Origin of the sequence: Geopseudomonas sagittaria, assembly GCF_900115715.1 — a bacterium.
Lineage (GTDB): Bacteria > Pseudomonadota > Gammaproteobacteria > Pseudomonadales > Pseudomonadaceae > Geopseudomonas > Geopseudomonas sagittaria.
In genome coordinates this window covers 354,810-381,174 of the sequence record NZ_FOXM01000003.1, presented here as the reverse complement: position 1 = coordinate 381,174, position 26,365 = coordinate 354,810, and the positions used below count along the sequence as shown (strand labels likewise).

The following is a 26,365-nucleotide window of genomic DNA, read 5'->3' as shown; positions in this document are numbered from 1 at the left end:
GTGCCGATCAAAGCCATCCTCACCGACATCGAAGGCACCACCAGCGCGGTCAGCTTCGTCTTCGACGTGCTGTTCCCCTTCGCCGTCGAGCACCTGCCGGGCTTCGTGCGCGCCCATGCCAATGAGCCGGCGGTGGCCGTCCAGCTGGACGCCGTGCGCGCCGAAAGCGGCGAGGCGCAGGCCGATGTCGAGCGGGTCATCGCCATCCTCCTCGAGTGGATCGCCGCCGACCGCAAGGCCACCCCGCTCAAGGCGCTGCAGGGCATGGTCTGGGAGCAGGGCTACCGGGCCGGCCAGCTCAAGGGCCACGTCTATGCGGATGCGGTGGAGGCGCTGCGTCAGTGGCATGCCGCGGGCTACGCGCTGTACGTGTACTCCTCCGGCTCGATCCAGGCGCAGAAGCTGATCTTCGGCTGCTCGGAGGCAGGCGACCTGACCCCGCTGTTCTCCGGCTATTTCGACACCACCAGCGGCGGCAAGCGCGAGGCCGAGTCCTATGCGCGCATCGCCGCGGCCATCGGCCGCCCGGCCGGCGAGATCCTGTTCCTCTCCGACGTGGTGCAGGAACTGGATGCCGCCCAGGCCGCTGGCATGGCCACCTGCGGCCTGGCCCGCGACGGCGGCGAACTGGGCGGACACCTGACGGTGACCAGCTTTGCCGCCATCGCGCCAGCGGCATTCTGACGCCGTTCCGGAACACGCCAGCCAGCCGCCGCGCGGCGGCGGGTCTGCCACGGTGGCGTCACACGGCGGTTCCAGACTGTCGCAAAGCCGGCGCGCTGCCGACACTCCCGATTCTCTGCGCAGCCCAGGCTGCGCAATATTTTCAATGACTTGCAAGGAAAGACGCCCATGAGCGACTACCAGGAAACACTCTACGACGGTTACGGCCAGCGTTTTCGCATCGACGAGATGCTGCATGAAGTGCGTACCGAGCATCAGCATCTGGTGATCTTCCAGAACGCCCGCATGGGTCGGGTGATGGCGCTGGACGGCGTGATCCAGACCACCGAGGCCGACGAGTTCATCTACCACGAGATGCTCACCCACGTGCCGATCCTCGCCCACGGCCTGGCCAAGCGCGTGCTGATCATCGGCGGCGGCGACGGCGGCATGCTGCGCGAAGTCGCCAAGCACCGCAGCGTCGAGCACATCACCATGGTCGAGATCGACGGCACCGTGGTCGAGATGTGCAAGCAGTACCTGCCCAATCACTCCAAGGGCGCCTTCGACGATCCGCGTCTGAACCTGGTGATCGACGACGGCATGCGCTTCGTCGCCACCACCGAGGCGAAGTTCGACGTGATCATCTCCGACTCCACCGACCCGATCGGGCCGGGCGAGGTGCTGTTCTCGGAGAACTTCTACGAGGCCTGCCGTCGCTGCCTGAACGACGGCGGCATCCTGGTCACCCAGAACGGCACGCCGTTCATGCAGCTGGGCGAGGTGCAGACCACCGCCAAGCGCATGCACGGCCTGTTCGCCGACTGGCACTTCTACCAGGCGGCGGTGCCGACCTACATCGGCGGCGCCATGACCTTCGCCTGGGGCAGCACCAACGCCGACTACCGCAAGCTGCCGCTGGAAACCCTGCGCCAGCGCTTCGCCGGCAGCGGCATCGTCACCCGCTACTACAACGCCGACGTCCATCAGGGCGCCTTCGCCCTGCCGCAGTATGTGCTGCAGGCGATCCACAAGCCGAGCAACGACTGAGGCCCGCCGCGCAGCCAGCAGCAAACGCGCAGCAACCAGCCAAAGAGAAGGGGCCCGATCAGGGCCCCTTCGCGTTTTAGCGTCCTGCGCCGGTGCGGCCGGCGGATTCAGGGGCGACAGGCGGCCAGCTCTTCCATCAGGGTTTGTACCAGCGCAGCGGCCGGCAGCGGGCGGGCCATGGCCGCCCCCTGGCCGGCCCACAGCGACAGGTATTCGCTGCGCCCCTGGCGGACGGCGGCCTGGCGGATGTCGCCAGTCAGCGCGTTCTGCACCGGGTAGGCGGGCACCTGGTCTTCCTCGGCGGCCAGGCGGCGCATGAAGTCGTTGGCGATGCCGCGCGCCAGGCGGCCGGAGAAGGCGCGGGTCAGGCGCGTGCTGTCGTCGCGGGCGGTGAGGATCGCCTCCTTCCAGATCGAGGGGATGCCCGACTCCGGGCAGCAGAGGAAGGCGGTGCCCAGTTGCGCGGCCTGGGCGCCGAGCAGCAGGCAGGCGGCGATGCCACGGCCATCCATGATCCCGCCCGCGGCGATCACCGGGATGTTCACCGCCGCCACCACCTGCGGCAACAGCGCCAGCAGGCCGAGGCAGGACTGCTGCGGGTCGCCGAGGAAGCTGCCGCGATGGCCGCCGGCCTCGCAGCCCTGGACACAGACCAGGTCGGCACCGACCGCTTGCCAGGCCCGGGCCTCGGCCACCGTGGTGGCGGTGCCCATCACCCGGCAACCGGCGGCATGAAAGCGGGCGACGGTGGTCGCGTCGAGGATGCCGAAGGTGAAGCTGACCAGCGGCGGCGCCAGCTCCAGCAGGGTTTCGATCTGTGCGCGGTTGCCCTCGCAGAAGCGCGCCGGCCGGCCGCCGGGCGGCAGGCCCAGTTCGGCACGCAACGGGTCGAGGCGGGCCTGGGCGCGGGCCACTTCCGCCTCGCTGGGGTCGGGATCGTCGAGGATGAACAGGTTGACGTTGAACGGCCGGTCGGTCAGCGCACGCACCCGTGCCACCCCCTCGCGCATCGCCGCCGGCGACAGCGTGGCGGCGGCGAAGGAGCCCAGGGCACCGGCGTTGCACACGGCGGCGACCAGCTCCGGGGTGGTCGCGCCGCCGGCCATGGGCGCCTGGATCAGCGGATGGCGTAGGCCGGTGAGGGTGGTGAACGATGTGTTCGCTACGGGCATGGCGTTGCCTCCTGGAGCCTGAGCAGTCCGTAGTCTGGCCTCAATGCAGCGGCTTGACCATGTACCGCGCCGGTACCCGATAGGAGGCCAGGTTGCGCTGCTGCACGGACTCCAGTTCGGCCTCGGCCACATAGCCCAGGCGCGCCCAGAAATCCTCCGAGCCCTGTACCGAAACCAGAGCGGAATACCTGATCTGCGGCGTGCGCCCGTGCTCCAGGTTGCGCCTCACCAGCGCCGGGCCGATGCCGCGTCCTGCGGCGCGGCGCGCCACCGCCAGATCGTGCAGGTACAGGCAGTCGGGATGGTTCGGCGCGCTGAAGGCGCCATCCAGCGGCGTGACCTTGCCGGCCTGCGAGCGGTAGCCGAACAGGTAGGCGCACACGCCCTCGCCATCCTCGGCGACCCAGGCCAGGTCGGGGAAGCCGTGCAGGCGCTGGAGGATGATCGCGGCGCTCTCCAGCAGCTCGCGGGGGTAAGACGCTTCCTGGATCGCCAGCACGGCGGGGATGTCGTCTTCGGTCATCAGACGCAGGTGGTAATTCATGGCAGTTGGCAGGGATCGCTCGATCGGGGCGCTTAAGCAGGACAGGATGGGTCGGCAAGACGGCTTGCGGGGATGGCTGCGCTGCAGGGCTGGCGCGGCGGGGCAATTATTCCAGATTGGCGCGGGCAAGTATGCCCCGTGCTATTGCGCAGGGTTGCGCGCTGCGCAGTCAATAATCCAGACGTGCGCCCTGCAGTCGGCCATGCACCGTGACCAGGTCATAGGTGCGCTCCTCGTCCTTGAGCTGATTGACGATCCGGTAGGCGAGTTTGTTGGCGGCGCTGCTCAGCCGCTGGCAGTCCGCCATGGCGGGCATCGCCTGCAACTGGCGGTCGACTTCGCGGGCGGCCTTGCGACCGATCTCATGATGACCGAGTTCATGCTGGTTCAGCGCCGTCAGATAGCGCTGGAAGCGTTCGCGCTGGCCGGCGCTGCCGCCGACCAGGCGTGGCAGTTGGATGGTGGTGTTCAGTCCGGTGGATACCGCAATGATCCGGCAATCGCCATTGGCATCTGCAGCCCAGCGATAGTTCCAGCTCACGCGCCAGGTGGTGTAGGCGTGGAATGTTTGCCCGTCATGGCGGATCGGCGAGGTATTGTTCAGCGCCCTGGCCAGCGACCCGGAATTGCTTGCCGCTACTTCATAGTCGCTATAAGTGAGTGTTTCGCTGATCTCGGCGGATGCAATAGGTGCCATCAGGGCGAGCGTCATCAGGAAAGTTGCATGCTTGAGCTTGCGGGTAACGCCTGGCTGGCAAGCGTTCTTGCAGTTCAGGTCTTTCATACTGACATGCCCCTGCAGGCTGCCCGAATCCTTTGGCTGGGCGCGCAATTGCTCGCGCAACACTTGATGCGGGAGTGTTTTAATTGTTCTTTATGGTGTGGTGGTGTGCTTTCAATATTGAAACTAGCAGGGGTTTCAATGGTTTCTTGAGGTCGTATATATGAAATTAGGCGATTTAGGATTGGTGGGTTTATTTGGAATAATTAATTGGCTGTGAGTTTGGCGGCAATAATTTGTTATCGATGTTGTTGCTGGTTCTGCTCGGGTTCTGTTGCTGTATTTGTCGCTGCGGCTCGAAGAGTTGACGTCACAACTGGCGTGGGCCCCGCCGATGGTTGAGTTTTCTTTGTTTATCAGGGCTTGCCCGGGTCAGCCTTGTGGCGCCCTCCGTGTCGGAGGGCGGGCTTGTCGGCAGTGGCCGCTGAGCTGACTGTTGTCCCGATCCGGCGAGGTTTCGGCGGGATGTAGCGTTTTTTGGCGTTTCGGTGCGATGTTTTTCTGTCGTCAGCCGGGGCTTGTCTTTCGTCCAGGGCCATCAACTCCCGGCGTGGTCAGGGCGGTGCGCGCAGCCGTGGATGGCCAGGGGCCTGTGGCAAGGGGAGGCGGCTATACAGCAGGCATGTTTTGGGGCTAGGCTGAACTCGCTGTGGATTTTCAACTGATGAAAAACCAGGGAGTGCGGGCAATGGCTACGATCGCTCCAGACGATATCAGCAGCACCGTTTTGCGCAGGATGAAGGAGGGTGGTTTCGACTTTGCCCGAGTTCATCCCATTGAGTTTTATGCGATTTTCAGCGACGAGGAGAAAGCGCGGCAGGCGGCAAGGAGTTTCCGTGGCGAATCGCTGAATGCCCAGGTCAGCCAGCGCGAGGGAGGCTGGCATTTGCAGGTGAGCAAGGTGATGTACGCCACCCACGCCGGCATCGACGATTTCGAGCACGACCTGCAGGAGCTGGTCGCTCCGCTGGGTGGCGTACTGGATGGCTGGGGCGTGACCCAGGAAGTGGGCGACGCGCATCCTTGATGGCTTTATCGACCCTGGTGGCCTGTTTGGTTGGTTCGGTGAGTCAATTTCGGCGCCCATGGCCCCGATACGGCGTTGCCAGTCCTCACCATAGCCCTGCTATGACTCGTCGCGGCGCCTTGTCTCGGAACCATGCTCATCCGAACTTGAGTTAACCAACTACCGCACAGGCCACTAGTCCCGTCCGTCGTTGCAGGAGCTGCGACGGAGGGACGTTCCATCGTTCCCGAGTTTTCCCTGCCCGACTTTAGGGCGCGCTTCCGGCGAGCGCTGCTTGATCTGCGTTGTTTTGAGGCGTGCACGCGGTGGCGCAGGAGTGTCGCGCGCCATTTTGGCGCGGGGGTGCCTGCTTTTTTGTGTAAGCGCATGATTTATAAGGAATTATAAGAATGGCGCGGCTCTTGCATTATGCATGGCAAGAGGCACAGACAGGGAGCCCGCGAGCATGGTTCGCAGCACTTACGATGAGATGTACGACGCCCAGGGCGATTGCCGGGCACACTATCGCACCTTCGCCCGCTGGCTGGCCGCCACGCCGGCCGAGCAGCTGGAGCAGCGCCGACGTGAGGCGGACCTGCTGTTCCATCGCGCAGGCATCACCTTCACCCTGTATGGCGACGATCAGGGCACCGAGCGCCTGATTCCCTTCGACACCATCCCGCGCAGCATTCCGGCGAGCGAGTGGCGCACGATCGAGCAGGGCTGCATTCAGCGGGTACGCGCGCTGAACATGTTCCTCAGCGACCTCTATCACGACCAGCGCATCGTCAAGGCCGGGATCGTCCCGGCCGAGCAGGTGCTGGCCAACGAGGGCTACCAGCTGGCGATGCAGGGCATCGACCTGCCGCACAATCTCTACGCGCATATCGCCGGGGTCGATCTGGTGCGCGACGGCGACGGCACCTACTACGTGCTGGAAGACAACCTGCGCACGCCCAGCGGCGTTTCCTACATGCTGGAAAACCGCAAGATGATGATGCGCCTGTTCCCCGAGCTGTTCGCCGGGCAGCGCATCGCGCCGGTCAACCACTACCCGAACCTGCTGCTGGACACCCTGAAGAGCTCCAGCCTGGTGGACCACCCCAGCGTGGTGGTGCTCACCCCCGGCCGCTACAACAGCGCCTACTTCGAGCACGCCTTCCTCGCCCGCGAGATGGGCGTCGAGCTGGTGGAGGGCGCCGACCTGTTCGTGCGCGACGAGCGCGTGTACATGCGCACCACCGCCGGCCCGCAGCCGGTGGACGTGATCTACCGGCGCATCGACGACGCCTTCCTCGATCCGCTGGCCTTCAATCCCGACTCCATGCTCGGCGTGCCCGGCCTGCTGGCGGCCTACCGCAAGGGCAACGTGGTGCTGGCCAACGCCATCGGCACCGGGGTGGCTGACGACAAGTCGATCTATCCCTACGTGCCGGAGATGATCCGCTTCTATCTGGACGAAGAGCCGATCCTGCACAACGTGCCGACCTGGCAGTGCCGCAAGCCGGCCGAGCTGTCCCACGTGCTGGCCAACCTCGAGCAGCTGGTGGTCAAGGAAACCCAGGGCTCCGGCGGCTACGGCATGCTGGTCGGCCCGGCCGCCAGCCAGGCCGAGATCGAGACCTTCCGCGCCCGCCTCAAGGCCAATCCGGCAGCCTACATCGCCCAGCCGACCCTCAGCTTGTCGACCTGCCCGACCTTCGTCGACAGCGGCGTGGCCCCGCGGCACATCGACCTGCGTCCGTTCGTGCTGTCCGGGCGCGAGGTACGCCTGGTCCCCGGCGGGCTGACCCGCGTGGCGCTGCGCGAGGGCTCGCTGGTGGTGAACTCGTCGCAGGGCGGCGGCACCAAGGACACCTGGGTGGTCGAGGAACCGACCGCCGCCCCCGAATCCCGCGAAGTCTGAGCGAGAACCGTCATGCTGAGTCGAACTGCTGCCGATCTGTACTGGATGTCGCGCTATCTGGAGCGCGCGGAAAACATGGCGCGGATGCTGGATGTCAGCCATTCGCTGTCGCTGATGCCGCAGGGCGGGCGCGGCGATGGCCTGGAAGAGCTGGCCATGCCGCTGCTGATCACCGGCACCCTGGACGCCTACCTGGAGCGCCATGGCGAGCTGGACGCCGAGCGCATCCTGCACTTCTTCGCCCTCGACGCCGACAATCCGGCGAGCCTCTACAGCTGCCTGCGTGCGGCGCGGGCCAACGCCCACGCGGTGCGCGGGCGGATCACCGCCGACGTCTGGGAGAACATCAACGCCACCTGGCTGGAGATGCGCCACATCGCCACGCAGTCGCCGGCGAACTTCGGCGCCAGCCATTTCTGCGAGTGGGTCAAGGAGCGCTCGCACCTGTTCCGCGGTGCCACCGAGGGCACCATCATGCGCGGCAACGCCTATCGCTTCATCCGTCTCGGCACCTTCATCGAGCGCGCGGACAATACCCTGCGCCTGCTCGATGCCCGCCACCAGCTGATGGGCGACGAGCCGCTGGGCGACTCCTCGGCGCGTGACTACTTCCAGTGGAGTGCGCTGCTGCGCGCGCTGTCGGCCTACGAGGCGCATGCCGCCCTGTATCGCGGCTCGCCGCGGGTCGCCCAGGTGGCCGAGCTGCTGCTGCTGCGCCCCGAGGTGCCGCGCTCGCTGCGCACCTGCATCGGGGCCCTGAGCCAGATCCTCGCCGAGATTCCCGGCACCAACGGTCGCCCGGCCCAGCGCATGGCCGCCGAGCTGGAGGCGCGCCTGCGCTTCACCGGCATCGAGGAGGTGCTGGAGGAGGGGCTGCAGGCCTGGATTCACGATTACATCCTGCTGGTGCGCCAGCTGGGCAGCGCCGTCCACAGTGCCTATCTGGAGGCCGTATGAAACTTGCCATCCATCACGACACCATCTACCGCTACGCGGACCAGGTGCGGGCCAGCATTCAGTATCTGCGTCTGACGCCGCAGGACAGTCCGCGCCAGCGGGTACTCGACTGGGCGCTTGAGCTGCCGCAGGCGGCCCATCGACAGCGCGACGGCCACGGCAACATCCTCCATGTGCTGACCCTCGATGAACCCCATCAGGCCATCGTCATCAACGCCCACGGCCATGTGGAAATCGACGAGGACTGCGAGAGCGAGAACGATCCGGGCTCGCCGCTGCCCTACCTGCGCAGCACCGCCCTGACGGCGGCCGATGCCGCCCTGCGCGAATTTGCGCGCAGCGTCTGCGGCGCACAGCGCGACCGCCCGGCGCTGATAGATCTGATGGCGCAGTTGTACCAGCGCATGCCGTTCACCCCCGGTGCGACCCGCGTCGAGACCACCGCGGCGCAGGCCTTCGCCCTCGGCGCCGGGGTCTGCCAGGACCACACCCATGTGTTCCTCGCCTGCGTGCGCAGTCTGGGCATTCCGGCGCGCTACGTGTCCGGCTACCTGTGCGCCGCGGGCAGCGAGCGGCTGGTCAGCCACGCCTGGGCGGAGGTCTGGCTCGATGGCGCCTGGTACAGCTTCGACGTGACCAACCAGCTGGCCCGTCCCGAGCGCCATCTCAAGCTGGCGGTCGGCCTCGACTACCTCGACGCCTGCCCGGTACGTGGCATGTGTCGCGGTGGCGGCCAGGAGCAGATGCACGCCCAGCTGCAGGTCATTCCCCAGCAGCAGGAGCAAGTGCAGGAGCAGTGACCGCTCAATGGCTGCGCGGTTGTCCGGCGCCCACGGCGAGTGGGCGCCGCTTCGACCACAGCCGGCGCATCAGCCACTTCTCCAGTTCCACCAGCAGCATGACCGCCAGGCCGCAGGCTGCCACCAGGGTCCAGCCCTGGGCATCCAGCGCCGCAGTGCCGAACAGCGCCTGCAGCGGCGCCCAGTGACTGAACGCCAGCTGCAGCGGCAGCAGCAGGGCAACCATCGCCCAGACCATCGGGTTGTCGCGCAGGCCGAAGCTGGCGGGACCGTGCAGACGGCGGGCGCAAAACAGGTAGCCGGTCTCGCCGGCCACCAGCGCGTTGACCGCCAGGGTGCGGGCGACGTCCAGCGGCAGGCCGAGCTGCTGGGCGTAGAGGAACAGGCCGAGGCTGGCGCCGGTCAGCAGCAGGCCGACGAACAGCAGACGCCACAGCAGTTGTCCGGACAGCAGCGGTTCGGCCGGATCGCGCGGCGGGCGCTGCATCAGGTTGTCCTCGGCTGGCTCGAAGGCCAGCGCCAGCGACAGGGTGACGGCGGTGATCATGTTGACCCAGAGGATCTGCAGCGGGGTGATCGGCAGGGTCAGCCCGAGGGCGATGGCGAACAGCAGCACCAGGGCCTCGCCGGCGCTGGTCGGCAGGATGAACAGGATCGACTTGCGCAGGTTGTCGTAGACCGTGCGACCTTCCTCCACCGCATGGGTGAGGGTGGCGAAGTTGTCGTCGGCCAGCACCATCTGCGCGGCCTCCTTGGCCGCCTCGGTGCCCTTGATGCCCATGGCGATGCCGATGTCGGCGCGCTTGAGTGCCGGGGCATCGTTGACCCCGTCGCCGGTCATTGCCACTCGCTCGCCGCGGGCCTGCAGACGCTCGACCAGGCGCAGCTTGTGCGCGGGGTTGGTACGGGCGAACACCGTGGTGTCGCTCAGCCGCGTATCCAGTGCGGCATCGTCGAGCTGATCGAGATCGGTTCCGGTCAGCGGCATGCCGCCACCCAGGCCCAGCCGCTCGGCGATCACCGCGGCGGTGGCGGCATGGTCGCCGGTGATCATCTTCACCGCGATGCCGGCACTGCGGCATTCGGCGATGGCGGCGATGGCCTCCTCACGCGGCGGGTCGAGCATGCCGACCAGGCCGAGGAGAATGAAGTCGCCCTTGAGGTCGGCGTAGTCCAGCTGGCTCTGCGGTGCCGGCAGTGGGCGCATGGCCAGGCCGATCATGCGCAGGCCGTCGGCCGCGCCCTCGTGCAGGCGGGCATGCCAGGCGCGTGGGTCGAGGCGCTCGGCGTTGCCGTCGCGCAACTGGCGGTTGCACAGTTCGAGCAACCGCTCCGGCGCACCGAACAGGTAGATCAGGCCGTGGCCGGAGTGGTCGTGATGCAGGCTGGCGGTGCAGCGCAGCTCCGGGCTGAACGGAATGCTGTCGACCCGCGGCAGGCGGCTCAGCTCATGGGCGCCATCCAGGCCGAGCTTGCCGGCCAGTGTGAGCAGCGCCGCTTCGGTGGGGTCGCCGCTGATCTGCCAGCCCTCGGCGGCCAGACGCAGGCTGGCGCTGTTGGCGAGCAGGCCGGCACGGGCCAGTTCGAGCAGGTCATCGGCCGGCGGCGGTGCGAGCAGGCAACCTTCGCGGCTGAGGCTGCCGGTCGGTTCATAACCGACGCCGCCGATCTGGTAGCTGTGCGCGGTGGTGAACACCTGCTGCACGGTCATCTCGTTGCGGGTCAGGGTGCCGGTCTTGTCCGAGCAGATCACCGTGACCGCGCCGAGGCTCTCCACCGCCGGCAGGCGGCGGATGATCGCGCGATGGCGGGCCATGCGCTGCACGCCGAGGGCGAGGACGATGGTCAGCACCGCCGGCAGGCCTTCGGGGATCGCCGCCACCGCCAGGCCGACGGCGGCCATCAGCATCTCGCTGGGCGAGTAGTCGCGCCAGAACACGCCGATCAGGAAGGTCAGCGCGGCGAGCAGGAGGATGGCCACGGTGAGCTGCCGGGCGAAGCGCTGCATGTCGGCCAGCAGCGGGGTCTGCAGGCTTTCCACCCGGCTCAGCAGGCCGCTGATGTGGCCCAGTTCGGTCTGCTGGCCGGTGGCCACCACTACGCCGGTGGCGTTGCCGGCACTGACCAGGGTGCCGGAGTAGGCCATGCCGTGGCGGTCGCCGAGGCTGGCGGCGCGGTCGACGGCGGCGCAGTCCTTGTCGGCCGGCAGCGATTCGCCGGTGAGCATGGCCTCGTCGATGCGCAGGTCGCGGCAGTCGATCAGGCGCAGGTCCGCCGGTACGCGGTCGCCGGCTTCGAGCAGGACGATGTCGCCGGGCACCAGCTGTTCGGCCGACAGCGACTGGCTCGCCCCGTTGCGGCGCACCCGGCTGTCGTGGGTCAGCAGCTTGCGGATCGAGCGCATGGCCTGTTCGGCCTTGCCCTCCTGGATGAAGCCGACCAGCGCGTTGATCAGCACCACGCCGAGGATCACCAGCGCGTCCAGCCGGTGGCCGAGCAGCCCTACTAGCAGTGCGGCGCCGAGCAGCACATAGATCAGCAGGTTGTGGAACTGGTGTAGCAGGCGCCTGAACCAGCCCGGCCCGGCGGTCTCCGGCAGGAGGTTGGGACCATACTGGCGCAGGCGCCGCTCGGCCTCTTCGACACTCAGCCCGGCAGCGTGGCTGTGCAGTTGCTCGAGGCACTGTTGGGGGCTGCGTGCGTGCCAGTCCTGTGGCGCTGCCGGGGGCATGGCTGTTCTCCTGGTTGCTGCGGGTCATGCTCTGCGCGGCCGCCGCTCGGCCGGCGCCTCGAGAGTCGAGTATGGGGCTTCAGTTGTCCGTGCGCTCGTAGACGTACGGCTCCATCAGGTCCTGCATGCTGTAGAAGCCGTTGCCCCGCTCCAGCAGGTTCTTGGCGGCGAACAGCACGCCATTGCCGAAGGCCTCGCGGGCGATGGACTCGTGGCTGAGGCGCACGGTCTGGTAGGGAAAGCCGAAGAGGATCTCGTGGCGGCCGACGATGCCGCCGGCGCGGATCGACTTGATGTCGTCGCTGCATTGGTCGAGGGTTTCGGCGATGACCCGGGCGGTGCCGGAGGTTTCCGGCTTGGCTGCGAAGTGCTCCTCGATGATGGCGATATCGGCCTCGGGAGCGATCTGCTTGAGGATCTTCGCCGCCAGGATCAGGAAGTTGATGCCGATGGTGATGTTCGGCGACCAGAGCACCCGGGTGTGCTCGGCCACTGCCCGCAGTTGCGCGACGCGCTCCTCGGGGTACTGGGAAATGGCGCTGATGATGGCGATGCCGCGCTGGCTCGCCGCGCGGGCATACAGGTCGAGGCCGTCGGCGCTGGAGAAGTCGATGATCACGTCGACCGGGTGGCGGTCGAGCAGGCTGTCCATGGCGATCTCGTCGCAGCCGAAGATCAGCGCCGGATTGTCGGAGACCACGCCCAGGCAGTCGGCGGCCGACTTGCGCTCGGGATTGGCCGAGCCGCGGATGACCCACTGCAGCGCAGTGGCGTCGCTTTCGAGCAGAACGGAGGCGACAGACTTGCCTGTGCGTCCAAAACCTATCAATCCAACCTTCAATTTGCATGCCCTCGAGTGTTCGATTGTTGTTGTCCGAATACGCATACTCCCGGGGAAAATGACTGCGCGTTCAATATGTTGTGGGTGGTCCGGGCGGACCGACCGCGTCCCGACCTTACCCCATGCTGGCGCGGTGGGTCCACGCGTCGGGCCGGGGCCAAGGCTGCGTGATGGATGTGACGATTGCGGGACACTGCGCCGCAGCCCCCGAGTTACGGGGGCTGCGGTCTCGTAATATCCCGCAATAAAACCACGGTCTTTGCCGCCTGGCCGCGGCGGCTCGCCCTGCGGGGCGATCCGCAACCTGCTGCAAGCGTGGACGCGCCGGCAATTCGGCGTCGCTCCGCTTTGCCTCGCGGCGCTGGCCCAGTAGGATCAGCGCTTTTCGCGAAGGGAGTACGCGCATGCGCACCCAACTGGACAGCTGCCTGGCGGCCGTCAACCAGGTTCTGCTCGGCAAGGACAAGCAGGTGCGCCTGGCCCTGGCCTGCCTGCTGGCGCGTGGCCATCTGCTGCTGGAGGATCTGCCGGGGATGGGCAAGACCACCCTCAGCCATACCCTGGCCAGGGTGCTGGGCCTCAGTTATCAGCGCATCCAGTTCACCTCCGACCTGCTGCCCGGTGACATTCTCGGCACCTCGGTATTCAATCGGGAAACCGGGCAGTTCATCTTCCATCCGGGGCCGATCTTCGCCGAGCTGGTGCTGGCCGACGAAATCAACCGCGCCACCCCGAAAAGCCAAAGCGCCCTGCTCGAGGCGATGGAGGAGGGGCAGGTGACCATCGAGGGGGCCACGCGGCCGCTGCCCGAGCCGTTCTTCGTCATCGCCACGCAGAACCCCAGCTGCCAGGGCGGCACCTTCGCCCTGCCTGAGTCGCAGCTCGACCGCTTCCTGATGCGCGTGTCGCTCGGCTATCCGGCGCGCAGTGCCGAGAAGGCACTGCTGCTCGGCGAGGCGCGCCGCGACCTGCTGCCGCGTCTGGAACCGATTCTCGACCACGCCGCGCTGGCGCGGATCCAGGCCGAGGTGCCGGGCGTGCATGCCAGCGATGCGGTGATCGACTACGTCCTGCGCCTGGCCGAGGCGACCCGTACCCAGCCGGCCTTTGCCCTTGGCCTGTCGCCGCGCGGCAGCCTGGCGCTGCTCGCCGCGGCGCGGGCCTGGGCGATGCTGGCCGGCCGTGACTACGTGATTCCCGAGGACGTGCAGGCGGTGCTGCCGTCGGTGGCCGGCCATCGCCTGCGCGACCAGGCCGATCCGGCCGGGCACGGCGGCGGTGCGCTGGTGCAGTGGTTGCTGCGCGAAGTGACGCCGTTCTGATGCCCGCCCGCCTGTTTGCCACGCGCTGGCACCGCTGGCTGGAGAAGCGCATTCCGCCGGCCCGCCAGGTGCGTCTGGACCAGCGGCGGATCTTCATCCTGCCCACCCCGCAGGGGTTGATGTTCGGTCTGGCGCTGCTGCTGATGCTGCTGGCGGCGATCAACTACCAGAACAGCCTGGCCTACGGGCTGACCTTCCTGCTGCTGTCGCTGGGCCTGGTCACCATCCTGCACACCTACCGCAACCTGGCCGGCCTGGTGCTGGCCGCGGGCGAGGCGCCGCCGGTGTTCGCCGGCGAGCAGGCCGGTTTTCGTCTGCGCCTGCAGAGCAACGGGCGTGCCCATCGCGGCATAGCCCTGGGTTGGCCCCCGGCGCCGCTGCAGGCGGTGGAGGTCGAGGCCGACGGCAGCAGCGAAATGGAGCTGTTCCTGCCCGCCAGCCAGCGCGGTTGGCTGCGTGCGCCGCGCCTGCGGGTCGAGAGCCGCTTTCCCCTCGGTCTGTTGGTGGCCTGGAGCTGGGTCGACCTGGATCTGGCGGCGCTGGTCTATCCGCGCCCGCTGAGCGGCGAGCTGCCGCCTGCCGGTGGCGGCGTGGCGGACGACGAGGAGCCGGGGATGGCCAGCACGCGCAGCGGCGTCGACGACTTCCAGGGGCTGCGCCCCTACCAGAGCGGCGACTCGCGCCGGCGTCTGCACTGGAAGGCCTGGTCGCGCGGCCAGGGGCTGCTGGTCAAGGACTTCGCCGAGCTGCAGGGGCATGACCTGTGGCTGGACTTCGACAGCCTCGGCGGCGATCGTGAAGCGCGCCTGTCGCTGCTCTGCCACTGGGTCGTCCAGTTGGCCGGTCACGAGCAACCCTTCGGCCTGCGCCTGCCGGGGGTGAGTCGTGCACCCGGTAGCGGCGCGCTGCAGCGCGAGCTGTGCCTGCGCGAGCTGGCGCTGTTCGGCCTGCCGGCCAATCCTGCGGAGGTCCGTCGATGAAGGCTTCGCCGGCGATTCCGCGCATCAGCCTGCTCTGGCTGCTGGTGGCCCAGGCGCTGGTGATCCTGCCGCACCTGGCCCATCTGCCGGGCTGGATAACGGGTCTGTGGCTGGTCTGCGCCACCTGGCGCTTCCAGGTGTTCCGCATGCGCACCAGCTATCCCGGTGGGGTGACCAAGGGCTTCATGCTGCTGGCGGCGGGGGTGGGGGTATACGCCTCGCGCGGTTCGCTGATCGGCCTGGATGCCGGGGTGGCGCTGCTGATCGCCACCTTCGTGCTCAAGCTGGTGGAACTCAAGACCCGCCGCGATGCCCTGGTGCTGGTATTCCTCGGCTTCTTCGCGGTGGTCACCAGCTACCTGTTCGACGATAGCCTGCCGGCCGCGGTGTACAGCCTGCTACCGGTGACCGCCCTGCTGGCGGCGTTGATCGGCCTGCAGCAGAGCGGCCTCAGCGAGCGGCCCTGGCCGACCCTGCGCCTGGCCGCCAGCCTGCTGCTGCAGGCGGTGCCGCTGATGCTGGTGCTGTTTCTGCTGTTCCCGCGGCTGGGGCCGCTGTGGTCGGTGCCCATGCCGGGCGAGCGCGGCACCACCGGCCTGGCCGAGAGCATGAGTCCGGGCGACATCGCCGAACTCAGCCAGTCCTCGGCGCTGGCGTTCCGGGCCAGTTTCGACGGACCTATTCCGCCGCGCCCCGAGCTCTACTGGCGCGCGCTGACCTTCGAACAATTCGACGGTCGGCGCTGGTCGCAACTGCCCGAGCCGCCGCGCACCGAGCCGGACTGGCAGGCGGAGGGGCCGGCGCTGTCCTACAGCATCGTCATGCAGCCGAGCGGCCAGCCCTGGCTGTTCGCCCTGGATACCGCGCGCACGGAGCTGGAGCAGACCCGGCAGATGGGCGACTTCCGTCTGCAGCGGCGCCGGCCGGTGGAGCAGAGCCTGCTCTACGACGTGACCTCATGGCCGCAGGCCCGCCGCGAGCCGCAGGCCAGTCCGCGCCTCGGTGCCGCCCTGCAGCTGCCGGCCGACGGCAACCCGCGGGCGCGGCGCTGGGCGGCGCAGCTGCGCCAGCGCCACGGCGAGAATCCGCAGGCGCTGGTCGACGAGCTGCTCGGCCACTTTGCCCGCGAGGCGTACTTCTACACCCTCAAGCCGCCGCTGGCCGGTGCCGACACCGTCGACCACTTCCTGTTCGACAGCCGGCGGGGCTTCTGTGCCCACTATGCCGGGGCGATGACCTTCGTCCTGCGCGCGGCCGGCATTCCGGCGCGGGTGGTGGCCGGCTATCAGGGCGGCGAGCTGAATCCGGCCGGCAACTACGTGTTGGTGCACCAGTTCGATGCCCACGCTTGGGTCGAGTACTGGCTGCCGGAGCGTGGCTGGGTCAGCGTCGACCCGACCTTCCAGGTCGCCCCCGAGCGCATCGAGCAGGGCCTGGAGCAGGCGCTGCCGGCCGAGGATGCCTTCCGCGCCGGGACCGCGCTGTCGCCGATCCGTTACCGGCATGTCGCCTGGCTGAATTCGCTGCGTCTGTCCTGGGACAGTCTCAACTATGCCTGGCAGCGCAAGGTGCTCGGCTACCAAGGCGAGGCGCAGCTCGAACTGCTCAAAGGCTGGCTGGGCCAGGTGGATGCCAGCCGGGTGGCGCTGCTGCTGGTCGCGGCGGCTGCGCTGCTGCTCGGCGGCCTGGCCTTGCTGCTGCTCAAGCCGTGGCAGCGCGAGCATGACCCGCTGCTGCGGCTCTACCAGCGCTTCGAGCGCCTGCTGGCGCGCCATGGCCTGCGCCGCGAGGGTGGCGAGGGGCCGCTGGCGTTCGCCGCGCGGGCCGCCGCGGCGCTGCCGGCGCAGGCGCGGGAGATCGACGCCTTTGCCCAGCGGTTCGCCTGGCAGCGCTATGCCGGCACGGCCGCCGACCTCGCCGCGCTGCGCCGGGCGCTCAAGCAGCTGCGGCGCAAGCTGCCGCGGCGAGGCTGGTGGGGCGCCGGCGCGCTCGTCCGTGGCCCCCGCCGTGAGGTCTGAGCCGCGCGGTGCCTGGACTGCTTCGCGGTGGCGGCGGCAGGCGCCTGCTATGCTCGGCGCTGAAGCGGATCAACCCCTTGCGGAGGAAACTCAATGGCGGCACTGGCCAATCGGCTGATCGCGCGCTTCATTACCCTGGAGGTGGCCCTGCTGGCGACCGGGGCGCGGCTGGCGGCCGCTACCGACGCAGAAGCCTTGCACGACCTGCGCATCGCCGTGCGGCGCCTGCGCAGCCTGCTGCGGCCGCTGCGCGGCCTGCCAGGCGTCGACACCCTGGAGGCGGCCACCGCCGAGGTCGGGCGGCTGAGCAGTCCGCTGCGCGATCTGGAAGTGCTGATCAGTGAGCTGGAGCATCACGGCCTGCACAGGCCCGCGATGGCGCGCCGGCAGATCCTCGAGCAGGGCTATCAGGCCCTGCTCGCCGGTCCGGCGCTGCCCCATCTGCAGCAGTGCCTGACCCAGTGGCCCGGGTTGCTGCGCGAGGTGGAGCGCGAAGGGCTGCTCAAGGGCATGGAGAAGAAGTTGCACCGCCGGCTGCTGCGCCAGCAGCAGGCGCTGCAGACGGCGCTGGCCGACCCGGCGCACGACCGCCATCGTCTGCGCCTGCTGGTCAAGCGCGTGCGCTACGCCGCCGAGGTCTGGCCGCATCAGCTGTCCGCGCCGCCGGCTGCCCTCAAGGCTGCGCAGTCGGCGCTGGGCGACTGGCACGACCATCTGCAATGGTGCCTGCGAGCCGGCGACGAAGCCGACCTGCAGCCCTGCCTGGTGCGTTGGCAGCGCGAGCTGGCGGCCGCCGAGGTCGAGGCGGATGCGGTGCTGCTGCAGCTGCAGGAGGCACTGGGCGCGGCGGACAGCGTCTGCTGATCGCCGTGCCCGCGAGCATTGAGAGCTAAGCCAGCTCCGGCAGGCCGAAGAACGCTCGGGCGCAGGCCGTGCTGTGTGCCGCCAGGATTTCCGGCGTCTCGTGGCGATGGCGCGCGACCTCGTTGAGCACCTCGATCAGGAAGGCCGGCTCGTTGTGACCGTGCTTGGGGCGTGGCCGCAGGGTGCGCGGCAGCAGGTAGGGGGCATCGCTTTCCAGCATCAGCCGGCCGGCCGGAATCTCGCGCACCAGTGGGTGGAGGTGGCTGCCGCGGCGCTCGTCGCAGATCCAGCCGGTGATGCCGATATGCAGGTCGAGGTCGAGGTAGGCGTACAGCGCGCGCTTCTCGCCGGTGAAGCAGTGCACCACCGCGGCCGGCAGACGGTCGCGGAACTCGCCGAGGATCGCCAGCAGGCGCTCGCTGGCCTCGCGCTCGTGGAGGAACACCGGGCGGCCCAGCTCGCAGGCCAGCGCCAGTTGCTCCTCGAGCGCGCGCTCCTGCTGGGGCCTGGGCGAGAAGTCGCGATTGAAATCCAGCCCGCATTCACCCACTGCACGCACCTGCGGCTCGCCCAGCAGGTCGCGCAGCCGACGCGCACTGTCGCTGTTCCACTGGCTGGCCTCGTGGGGGTGCAGGCCGGCGGTGGCGAACAGACGGCGGCCTTCGGGGTCGAACTGCCGGCACAGTTCCAGTGCCGCTTCGCTGTCGTCCGGCGAGGTACCGGTGAGCACCATCTGGCAGACGTCGGCGGCATAGGCGCGTTGCAGAAAACCTTCGCGGTCTTTGGCGAATGAGGCATGGGTCAGATTGACGCCGATGTCGATCAGCTGCATGGTGCTGCACCCGTATTCTGGCCGAATGCCCTGGAAGGGAATTCGAGATTGACGAAAAAGAGCTTATTTAACCGCAACCTGGCTGCCCGATGCAGCGGCTTTGTCGAGCGTTGTGCCGCGACGCTGCCCGTCCTGATGCTGCTGGGGTGCCTGCTGGCGCTGCTGCCGCAGGGCGCCAGTGCGCGTCTGGCCGGCCCGCCGGAAGGCTGGGCGCCGGGCGAGACGACTCGCGATCTGGCCGCCGTGCGTGCCAGCGGCCAGCTGCGCGTGCTGGTCAACCAGAGCCGCAACAGCTCCGGCGAGGTGCGCGGCGAGCCGATTGGCATCGAGTATCGGCGTCTGCGCGCCTTCGAGCAGTACCTCAATCGCAACGCCCGCGACGGTCGCGAGGTGCGCCTGAAGCTGATCCCGCTGCCCAAGGAGCAGTTGCTGCCGGCGTTGCTGCGTGGCGAGGGCGATCTGGTCGCGCCGGGCGAGCTGCTGCCGGTGCGCCGCGGCATGGCGGTGCGCGCCAGCACGCCGATCCTGCGCGATGTGCCGCTGGTGGTGGTGGCGCGCCAGGGCAACCGCCGCTATCAGCGTCTCGAGCAACTGGCCGGCCGCAGCCTGGCGCTGCCGGCGGGCAGCGCCGCACGCGATGCCTTGCTGAAGGTCAATGCCGGCTTGAAGACGCCGATCGTCGCCGACTGGCAGGACCCCAGCCTGGCCGTGGAGGATGTGCTGGAGCTGGTGCACGCCGGCATCCTGCCGATGACCGCGGTCGAACTGCCGATTGCCGAGCGCTGGGCCAAGGTACTGCCGAAACTGCGCATCGAGCGCCACCTGCAACTGACCGACCAGGGTGACATGAGCTGGTTCGTGCAGCGTGCGGCGCCCAACCTGCGCGCCAGCGTCGACCGCTTCCTGCGCGGCTACCGCGCCCCGGCCGATCAGGATGCGGCCTTCCTGCGGGTCTATCGGCGCCTGTACAAGGTCCACTATCCCCTTGGCCGTCTCGAGCGCCAGCGTCTCGAGCGGGTGCGTCCGGTGCTGATGCAGCATGCCCGGGCGCAGTCGCTGGACTGGCTGCTGCTGGCGGCGCTGGCGTTCAAGGAGTCGACCCTCAATCCGGCCGCCCGCGGGGCTGGCGGGGCCACGGGGCTGCTGCAGGTCACGCCGGCGGCGGCGCGCAACGTCGGGGTGGGCAATGCCGCCAGTCTCGACGGCAACGTGCAGGCCGGGGCGAAGTATCTGGCGATGATCCGCCGACGCTATTTCGCCAGCGCCCAGTTCAACGAGCGCGAGCGCATGGCCTTTGTCCTCGCCGCCTACAACCTGGGCCCGCAGCGCGTGCAGCGTCTGCGCGCCGAGGCCCGCAGGCGCGGGCTCAATCCCAACCAGTGGTTCTTCCAGGTCGAGCGGCTGGCCGCCGAGCGCTTCGGCATGGGCGTGGTCAGCTACGTCAGCAGCGTCAACAAGTACCATCTGGCCTTCGCCCGCGAGCGCTATCGTCTGGAACCTTGATCGATCTGGTTTTTCGATCGGTTACGCCGGGGGTTTGCGCTGTTCGTTTCGGGTTTCTCGGCTAGATTCTCTTCATCACCTGCCTGAAGAGAATCCTGTCATGAATGCGTTCTGTGCCTCCCTGATGTCCACCCGCGGCGGCTACGGCCTGACCGTGCTGCGCGTGGTGATCGGCTTGACCTTCATGGCCCACGGCGCCCAGAAGCTGTTCGGCTGGTTTGGCGGTGGCGGTCTGGCCGGTGTCGGTCAGTGGATGGAGTCGATCGGTCTGGCCCCGGGTTACCTGATGGCGCTGCTGGCCGGCAGCGGCGAGTTCTTCGGCGGCCTGGCGCTGGTCATCGGCCTGCTGGTGCGCCCGGCGGCTGCGGTGCTGGTCGTGGTCGCGCTGGTGGCGATCTTCAGCGTGCACTGGGTCAACGGCTTCTTCATGAGCAACAACGGCTACGAATACGCCTTGGCGCTGCTGGCGGCCTGCGTGGCGCTGCTGCTGGAGGGCGCCGGCAAGCTGTCGTTTGACGAGGTGCTCGCGCGTGCCTGCTCCAGCCGCTGAAGCGGGCGCTCAGGGATAATCGATCTCGACCACGTACCAGGTGCGCTCGCCGGTCGGTGTGTGCACCTGTACTTCGGCGTCCAGCGCCTTGCCGACCAGGGCGCGGGCCAGCGGCGAGTCGATGCTGATCAGGTTGAGCTTGAGGTCGAACTCGTCGGGGCCGACGATGCGATAGCGGGCGGTTTCGCCGTCCTCGTCCTCGAGGGTGACCCAGGCGCCGAAGTAGACCTTGCCGGGATCGCTCGGCCGCTCACTGATCACCTTGAGGTTCTCCAGGCGCTTGCGCAGAAAGCGCACCCGACTGTCGATCTCGCGCAGCATCTTCTTGCCGTAGGTGTACTCGGCGTTCTCGGAACGATCGCCCTGGGCGGCCGCCTCGCTGACCGCCTGGGTGACCTGCGGACGGCGCACGTTCCACAGCTCGTGCAACTCGGCGCGCATGCGTGCCTCGCCCTCGGGGGTGATCAGCGGGGTGCCGGCGGTACGCGGCGGACGGTAACGGCTCATCGGGCATTCATCCAGCAAGGCGGGTGGTAGGCAGGTTCAGGTTTCGCGCAGCACGGCGAGCGGGCTGGCATTCAGGGCGCGGCGGGTGCCGAGCAATCCTGCGCCGCCGACCAGCAGCGCGCCGATCAGCGGCAGCAGAAGCAGGGATGGGTGCGGCTGCCAGGACAGGTCGAACACCAAGCGGTAGAGCAGGGCGCTGGCCACTTCGCAGCCCAGCGCCGCGAGCAGGCCGCTGCCGGCGCCGAGCACGGCGAACTCGTTGCGGCGGGCGCGGACCAGCAGTCCGCGTTCGGCACCGAGGGCGCGCAGCAGGGCGCCTTGGCGGATACGCTCGTCCAGCGTCGCCTGCAGGCCGGCGAACAGCACCGCGAGGCCGGCCGCGAGCACGAACAGCAGCACGTATTCGACCGCCAGGGTCACCTGGCCCAGGATGCTGCGCAGCTGGGCGAGCACCGCGTCGACCTGCAGCAGAGTGACTGCCGGGAAGGCGCGCGCCAGCTCGACCAGCGCGCGCTCGGAGCCTGGTGGCAGGTAGAAGCTGGTGAGGTAGGTGGTCGGCAGGTCGGCGAGGATGCGTGGCTCGAAGATCATGAAGAAATTCGGCTGGAAATTGTCCCAGTTGACGCTGCGCAGGCTGCTCACCCGTGCCTCCACCTCCTGCCCGGCGATGCTGAAGACGAGGCGATCACCCAGGCCGACGCCGAGGCGTTCGGCCAGCTCGGCCTCCATCGACACGGCCGGGCCATGGTCGGCTGGCAGGCCGTCCCACCACTGACCGGCGAGCAGCTGATTGTCCTGCGGCAGGCTGGCCGACCACGTCAGGCTGAGGTCGCGGCGTACCGCGCGGTCGCCGCGGGTTTCCTGGTCGACCCGAGTCTGCCACGGCTCGCCGTTGATGCTGAGCAGCCGCCCGGGGACGACCGGATAGAGCGTGGCGGGCTGCGGCGACAGCTCGGCGATACGTGCGGCGAAGGCCTGTTCCTCGGCGGGCAGGATGTTCAGGGCGAAGTGGTTGGGCGCCTGCTCGGGGAGCTGCGCGTGCCAGTTGTCCAGCAGTTCGCTGCGCAGCATCACGGCCAGGGCCATGGCCAGCAGGATCAGGCCGAAGGCCAGCGACTGCCCGGCGGCCGCCAGCGGATGGCGGAGCAGCTGGCCTAGACCCAGGCGCCAGGTCAGCCCGGCGTTGGCCAGCAGGCCGCGCAGGCCGCGCAGGGCCAGCAGCCACAGGCCGCCGAACAGCAGGCAGGCAACCAGGCCGCCGCCGAGCAGGGCGAGGGTCAGCAGGATCTCCAGACTCAGCCACCACATGATCAGGGCCAGCGCCAGCAGGGCGCAGGCGTAGACCAGCCAGCTGGCCAGGGGCAGCGGCAGCAGGTCGCGGCGCAGCACGCGCAGCGGCGGCACCCGGCCCAGGGCGGCCAGCGGCGGCAGGGCGAAGCCGGCCAGCGCCACCAGGCCGGTGGCCATGCCGACCAGCGCCGGCAGCAGGCCGCCGGCGGGGATCTCGTCCGGCAGCAGTCCACCGAGCAGGTAGAACAGGCCGAACTGCGCCAGCCAGCCGAGCAATGCGCCGGCCAGGCTGGCGAACAGGCCGAGCAGCAGCAGTTGCAGGCCGAACAGCAGCAGCGCCTCGCGGCGCGACAGGCCGAAGCAGCGCAGCATGGCGCTCAGGTCGTAGCGCCGACTGGCGAAGCGTGCGGCGGACAGGGCGACGGCAACCCCGGCGAGCAGTACGGCGACCAGGCTGGCCAGGCCCAGATAGTGTCCGGCGCGGTCGAGGGCGCCGCCGATCTGGCGGCTGCCGTCGCGAGCGTCCTGCAGGCGCTGGTGGGCGGCCAGGCCGGGCTCGATAGCGCGGCGATAGGCGGCCAGCGCGGCGGGCTCGCCGCGCCACAGTTCGCGGTAGCTGACCCGACTGCCGGGCTGGACCACCCCGGTGCTGTCCAGGTCGGCCAGGTTGATCAGCACCCGCGGGGTCAGGCTGTAGAAGTCGCCGGCGCGATCGGGCTCGTAGGTCAGCACCCGGGTCAGGCGCAGCGGCTGGCGACCGATCTCGATCGAGTCGCCGATCGCCAGGTCCAGCGCCACCAGCAGGCGCGCCTCGACCCAGGCCTCGCCGGGCGCCGGGCGTCCGCCGGGCGTCTCGGCGGCGAAGGGGCGCTCGGCGCTCCTCAGCTGGCCGCGCAACGGGTAGGCCTCGTCCACTGCCTTGACGCTGGCCAGCTGGATGGCCTGGTCGGTGGCGACCACGCTGGAAAACTCCACGGCACGGGCGTGCGCCAGGCCCTGCTGGCGGCCGGCGGCGATCTGCTCGGCAGCGGCGGGGGCGCTGCCGCGCAGCACCAGGTCGGCGGCGAGGAATTCGCCGGCCTGCAGCAGCATGGCGCCATTCAGACGGGCGCTGAAATAGCCGATGGCACTGCTGGCCGAGACGGCGATCAGCAGAGCGAAGAACAGCACGCGCAGTTCGCCGCTGCGCGCCTCGCGCAGCAACTGGCGCAGGCTCAGCTGGAGCAGGCGGGTAAGCGGCAGGGTGCGCATGTCAGGCCTCCGTGGCGACCAGGCGCCCAGCTTCCAGGCGGATCTGCTGCTGGCAGCGGGCGGCCAGGCGGGCGTCGTGGGTAACCAGCACCAGGGTGGTGCCGCGCTCGCGGTTGAGCTCGAACAGCAGTTCGGTGATGCGCTCGCCGGTGAGGCTGTCTAGATTGCCGGTGGGTTCGTCGGCAAACAGGATGTCCGGCTCGCCGACGAAGGCACGGGCAATCGCTACCCGCTGCTGCTCGCCACCGGACAGCTGGCGTGGGTAGTGGCCGAGGCGCTGGCCGAGACCGACCCGCTCCAGCAGGTTGCGCGCGCGTTCGCGGGCCTCGCCGCAGCCGGCCAGCTCCAGCGGCAGCATGACGTTTTCCAGCGCGGTGAGGCTGTCGAGCAGCTGGAACGACTGGAACACGAAGCCGACGTGTTCGGCGCGCACGCGGGCGCGCTGGTCCTCATCGAGATGGGAGAGGACATGGCCGGCCAGCAGCACGTCACCGCTGCTGGGGCGGTCGAGGCCGGCGAGCAGGCCGAGCAGGGTGGATTTGCCCGAGCCGGAGCGACCGACGATGGCCAGGCTGTCGCCGCGGCCGAGCTGCAGGGATAGATCGTCGAGGATGGTCAGCTCGCCTTCCGCGCTGCCGACCACTTTGCTAAGGTTCTGCGCGGCAAGAATGCTGCTGTTCATGGAGAATCCGATGCGTATCTGGTTGTTGCGCGGCTGTCTGGGCCTGCTGTTGCTGGCCCAGAATGCGACGGCGGGAACCTTGCTGGTCGTTGGCGATAGTATCAGTGCGGCTTTCGGCCTGGAAACCCGCGATGGCTGGGTCAGCCTGCTGGCCGAGCGTCTGCAACGGGAGGCTCCGCAGTGGCAGGTGGTGAACGCCTCGGTGAGCGGCGACACCAGTGCCGGCGGGCTCTCCCGCCTGCCGGCGCTGCTCGATGCGCATGCGCCACAGCTGGTGCTGATCGAGCTGGGCGGCAACGACGGCCTGCGTGGCCAGCCGCCTGTGCAATTGCAACAGAATCTTGCGGCTATGATTGCGCAGAGCCGCGCGGCCGGGGCAGAGGTGCTGCTGCTGGGCATGAGGCTGCCGCCCAACTACGGCCCGCGCTATACCCGCGCCTTCGAGCAGGCGTACGTCGAGCTGGCCGAGCGCGAGCAGGTGCCGCTGGTGCCGTTCTTCCTCGAGGGCGTGGGGGGCGTCGACGGCATGGTGCAGGCCGACGGCATCCATCCGACGGCCGCCGCCCAGCCGATTCTGCTGGAAAATCTCTGGCCGACGCTGCAACCGCTGCTGTGAGGCTTTTCCCGCCCGAGGCTTTCGGCTAAGGTTGCGCGCCGCGCCGCCCCGGAGCCATTGATGTCGCGCCATTCCTGGTCCCTGTACGCCTACCGGCTGCTTGTTCCCGACGAGCAGCTGGACCTGTTCGCTTGTCAGGAGGCGCGCATGCACCTGGTCGCCCGGCAGCTGGAGCTGGACGATCCGGGCGATCACACCCTGTGCGGCAGCCTGTTGCCGGCCCATCCGTTGTGGCAAGCGCTGGACAAGACCGCACTGAAGGATCGTCGCCTGTGCTCGGCCTGCCTGCAGCGCCTGCGTGCCGACCGTCATGGCTTGCCGCGCGACTGGCCGTTGCGCTGAGGTTTCCCCTGCTTTTGCCGGGGGTGTACAATTAATGACCGTTAAAATTGCTCAGGTATCGCCGATGTTCACCCGTGTTGTTGCCGTTCGCCCCATGCTGGCCAGCCTGGCCGCACTGCTGCTGGCTGCACCCGCCGGCGCGCTCGAACTGCCTCTGCCGCCGCCCGGTGAGGATGTTGTCGGCCAGGTCCGGGTGATCAAGGCCAAGTACGAGGACACCTTCGCCGACATCGGCACGGCCAACGACCTCGGCTATCTGGAAATGGTCGCTGCCAATCCGGGCGTCGATCCCTGGCTGCCTGGCGAGGGAACCGATATCGTCCTGCCGACCCGCTTCGTGCTGCCGCCAGGACCGCGTGAAGGCATCGTGATCAACCTGGCCGAGTACCGCATGTACTACTACCCCAAGGGTCAGAACGTGGTGCATACCTTCCCGATGGGGATCGGCCGCGAAGGCTGGGGCTCGCCGATCGCCAGCACCACCATCACCGGGAAGTTTCCGAATCCGACCTGGACGCCGCCAGCGTCGATCCGCGCCGAGCATGCCGCGGACGGTGACATTCTGCCGGCGGTGTTCCCGCCGGGACCGGACAATCCGCTGGGCCCATTCAAGTTCACCCTGGGTACGCCGGGTTACCTGATCCACGGTTCGAACAAGAAGTTCGGCATCGGCATGCGTGTCAGTCATGGCTGCTTCCGCATGCTCAACCACAACGTGCTGGAGCTGGCGAAGATGGTGCCGGTCGGCACGTCGGTGCGGATCATCAACGAGCCGTACAAGTTCGGCGTAGCGGGCGGCAAGGTCTACCTCGAGGCCCACACGCCGCTGGACGATCACGGCGACCCCTCGGTGGTCGACAAGCACACCGAAGTGATCAATACCCTGCTCAAGCGCGATGACCTGAAAGACAGCATGCGTCTGGACTGGGAGGTGGTGCGCGAGGTGGTCGCCGCCGAGGATGGCCTGCCGGTGGAGATCGCCCTGTCGCGAGAGGAGCTGGCCAGCGCGGTAACGCACTAAGCCGTTGCTGGTTGGAAAAGCCCGCTGTGGCCAGGCTGCAGCGGGCTTTTTATTGCCTGAGCGCTGGGCAACTACTCTATGGGCGTTGTTGCCAGGCAATAAAAAAGCCGACCCTCGCGGGTCGGCTTCTGCAAAT

24 protein-coding genes are annotated in these 26,365 nt (G+C 68.5%); 15 read left to right on the top strand and 9 right to left on the bottom strand.

The window, feature by feature from the left end; translation table 11 throughout:
• Both mtnC and speE read left to right on the top strand, forming a co-directional pair.
• Entirely contained in the window at window positions 1-684 is a 684-nt protein-coding gene (gene mtnC, locus BM297_RS05875; RefSeq protein WP_092429240.1) for an acireductone synthase, read from the top strand.
• Window positions 685-852: 168 nt separating this feature from the next.
• Window positions 853-1,713, top strand: a complete 861-nt coding sequence (gene speE, locus BM297_RS05870) for a polyamine aminopropyltransferase (RefSeq protein ID WP_092429238.1) — start codon at window positions 853-855, stop codon at window positions 1,711-1,713.
• A 107-nt stretch (window positions 1,714-1,820) separates the two neighbouring features.
• Here the strand turns inward: speE and BM297_RS05865 are convergent, their stop codons facing one another.
• The 3 genes from BM297_RS05865 to BM297_RS05855 all read right to left on the bottom strand — a co-directional run bounded on the left by BM297_RS05865 (window position 1,821) and on the right by BM297_RS05855 (window position 4,213).
• Window positions 1,821-2,885 (bottom strand): NAD(P)H-dependent flavin oxidoreductase, encoded by a 1,065-nt coding sequence (locus BM297_RS05865; RefSeq protein ID WP_092429236.1) that lies wholly within the window; start codon window positions 2,883-2,885, stop codon window positions 1,821-1,823.
• 40 nt (window positions 2,886-2,925) lie between these two features.
• Complete coding sequence (locus BM297_RS05860; protein ID WP_092429302.1) at window positions 2,926-3,408, bottom strand: GNAT family N-acetyltransferase; 483 nt, start codon at window positions 3,406-3,408, stop codon at window positions 2,926-2,928.
• Window positions 3,409-3,598: 190 nt separating this feature from the next.
• Window positions 3,599-4,213 carry a DUF922 domain-containing protein gene (locus BM297_RS05855; RefSeq protein WP_092429234.1) on the bottom strand — a complete coding sequence of 205 codons (615 nt, stop codon included), beginning with the start codon at window positions 4,211-4,213 and terminating at the stop codon, window positions 3,599-3,601.
• 685 nt (window positions 4,214-4,898) lie between these two features.
• Here BM297_RS05855 and BM297_RS05850 point away from each other — a divergent pair.
• The 4 genes from BM297_RS05850 (at window position 4,899) to BM297_RS05835 (ending at window position 8,879) form a co-directional block, all read left to right on the top strand.
• Entirely contained in the window at window positions 4,899-5,237 is a 339-nt protein-coding gene (locus tag BM297_RS05850; RefSeq protein WP_092429232.1) for a ribonuclease E inhibitor RraB, read from the top strand.
• A gap of 445 nt (window positions 5,238-5,682) precedes the next feature.
• Window positions 5,683-7,122 (top strand): circularly permuted type 2 ATP-grasp protein, encoded by a 1,440-nt coding sequence (locus BM297_RS05845; RefSeq protein WP_092429230.1) that lies wholly within the window; start codon window positions 5,683-5,685, stop codon window positions 7,120-7,122.
• A 12-nt stretch (window positions 7,123-7,134) separates the two neighbouring features.
• A complete protein-coding gene (locus BM297_RS05840) occupies window positions 7,135-8,079 on the top strand; it encodes an alpha-E domain-containing protein (protein WP_092429228.1) in 945 nt (314 codons plus the stop codon).
• Entirely contained in the window at window positions 8,076-8,879 is an 804-nt protein-coding gene (locus BM297_RS05835; RefSeq protein WP_092429226.1) for a transglutaminase family protein, read from the top strand. Before BM297_RS05840 ends, BM297_RS05835 begins: the two co-directional genes overlap by 4 nt.
• Window positions 8,880-8,883: 4 nt before the next feature.
• Here the strand turns inward: BM297_RS05835 and BM297_RS05830 are convergent, their stop codons facing one another.
• Window positions 8,884-11,610 (bottom strand): cation-translocating P-type ATPase, encoded by a 2,727-nt coding sequence (locus BM297_RS05830; RefSeq protein WP_092429224.1) that lies wholly within the window; start codon window positions 11,608-11,610, stop codon window positions 8,884-8,886.
• Between the two features lie 79 nt (window positions 11,611-11,689).
• Window positions 11,690-12,439 carry a 4-hydroxy-tetrahydrodipicolinate reductase gene (locus tag BM297_RS05825; RefSeq protein WP_245768214.1) on the bottom strand — a complete coding sequence of 250 codons (750 nt, stop codon included), beginning with the start codon at window positions 12,437-12,439 and terminating at the stop codon, window positions 11,690-11,692.
• A gap of 416 nt (window positions 12,440-12,855) precedes the next feature.
• Here BM297_RS05825 and BM297_RS05820 point away from each other — a divergent pair, with 416 nt between their 5' ends.
• The 4 genes from BM297_RS05820 (at window position 12,856) to BM297_RS05805 (ending at window position 17,635) form a co-directional block, all read left to right on the top strand.
• Entirely contained in the window at window positions 12,856-13,773 is a 918-nt protein-coding gene (locus BM297_RS05820) for an AAA family ATPase (protein WP_092429220.1), read from the top strand.
• Complete coding sequence (locus BM297_RS05815) at window positions 13,773-14,753, top strand: DUF58 domain-containing protein (RefSeq protein ID WP_092429218.1); 981 nt, start codon at window positions 13,773-13,775, stop codon at window positions 14,751-14,753. Before BM297_RS05820 ends, BM297_RS05815 begins: the two co-directional genes overlap by 1 nt.
• Window positions 14,750-16,771, top strand: coding sequence for a transglutaminase TgpA family protein (locus tag BM297_RS05810; protein WP_092429216.1), 2,022 nt, complete (start codon window positions 14,750-14,752; stop codon window positions 16,769-16,771). The genes BM297_RS05815 and BM297_RS05810 overlap by 4 nt, the downstream gene beginning before the upstream one ends.
• A gap of 93 nt (window positions 16,772-16,864) precedes the next feature.
• Window positions 16,865-17,635 (top strand): CHAD domain-containing protein, encoded by a 771-nt coding sequence (locus BM297_RS05805; RefSeq protein WP_092429214.1) that lies wholly within the window; start codon window positions 16,865-16,867, stop codon window positions 17,633-17,635.
• 25 nt (window positions 17,636-17,660) lie between these two features.
• On the opposite strand, the gene BM297_RS05800 is transcribed toward BM297_RS05805, so the two are convergent.
• Window positions 17,661-18,467 (bottom strand): TatD family hydrolase, encoded by an 807-nt coding sequence (locus BM297_RS05800; protein ID WP_092429212.1) that lies wholly within the window; start codon window positions 18,465-18,467, stop codon window positions 17,661-17,663.
• Window positions 18,468-18,602: 135 nt separating this feature from the next.
• Between BM297_RS05800 and BM297_RS05795 the strand changes: the two genes are divergently transcribed.
• Both BM297_RS05795 and BM297_RS05790 read left to right on the top strand, forming a co-directional pair.
• Window positions 18,603-19,970 carry an MltF family protein gene (locus tag BM297_RS05795; RefSeq protein WP_092429210.1) on the top strand — a complete coding sequence of 456 codons (1,368 nt, stop codon included), beginning with the start codon at window positions 18,603-18,605 and terminating at the stop codon, window positions 19,968-19,970.
• Between the two features lie 100 nt (window positions 19,971-20,070).
• Window positions 20,071-20,520 (top strand): DoxX family protein, encoded by a 450-nt coding sequence (locus BM297_RS05790; protein ID WP_092429208.1) that lies wholly within the window; start codon window positions 20,071-20,073, stop codon window positions 20,518-20,520.
• A gap of 9 nt (window positions 20,521-20,529) precedes the next feature.
• Here the strand turns inward: BM297_RS05790 and greB are convergent, their stop codons facing one another.
• The 3 genes from greB to BM297_RS05775 are packed head-to-tail and all read right to left on the bottom strand — an operon-like array spanning window position 20,530 to window position 24,250.
• Window positions 20,530-21,027, bottom strand: a complete 498-nt coding sequence (greB, locus tag BM297_RS05785) for a transcription elongation factor GreB (protein WP_092429206.1) — start codon at window positions 21,025-21,027, stop codon at window positions 20,530-20,532.
• 36 nt (window positions 21,028-21,063) lie between these two features.
• On the bottom strand, window positions 21,064-23,568 hold the full coding sequence (locus BM297_RS05780) for an ABC transporter permease (RefSeq protein WP_092429204.1): 2,505 nt from the start codon (window positions 23,566-23,568) through the stop codon (window positions 21,064-21,066).
• Between the two features lies 1 nt (window position 23,569).
• Window positions 23,570-24,250, bottom strand: a complete 681-nt coding sequence (locus BM297_RS05775; RefSeq protein ID WP_092429202.1) for an ABC transporter ATP-binding protein — start codon at window positions 24,248-24,250, stop codon at window positions 23,570-23,572.
• A gap of 10 nt (window positions 24,251-24,260) precedes the next feature.
• Between BM297_RS05775 and BM297_RS05770 the strand changes: the two genes are divergently transcribed.
• The 3 genes from BM297_RS05770 to BM297_RS05760 all read left to right on the top strand — a co-directional run bounded on the left by BM297_RS05770 (window position 24,261) and on the right by BM297_RS05760 (window position 26,229).
• Window positions 24,261-24,866 (top strand): arylesterase, encoded by a 606-nt coding sequence (locus BM297_RS05770; RefSeq protein ID WP_092429300.1) that lies wholly within the window; start codon window positions 24,261-24,263, stop codon window positions 24,864-24,866.
• A 60-nt stretch (window positions 24,867-24,926) separates the two neighbouring features.
• Window positions 24,927-25,208, top strand: coding sequence for a hypothetical protein (locus tag BM297_RS05765; RefSeq protein WP_092429200.1), 282 nt, complete (start codon window positions 24,927-24,929; stop codon window positions 25,206-25,208).
• Between the two features lie 64 nt (window positions 25,209-25,272).
• Window positions 25,273-26,229 carry a L,D-transpeptidase family protein gene (locus tag BM297_RS05760; protein WP_092429198.1) on the top strand — a complete coding sequence of 319 codons (957 nt, stop codon included), beginning with the start codon at window positions 25,273-25,275 and terminating at the stop codon, window positions 26,227-26,229.
• The last annotated feature ends 136 nt before the right edge of the window (window positions 26,230-26,365 follow it).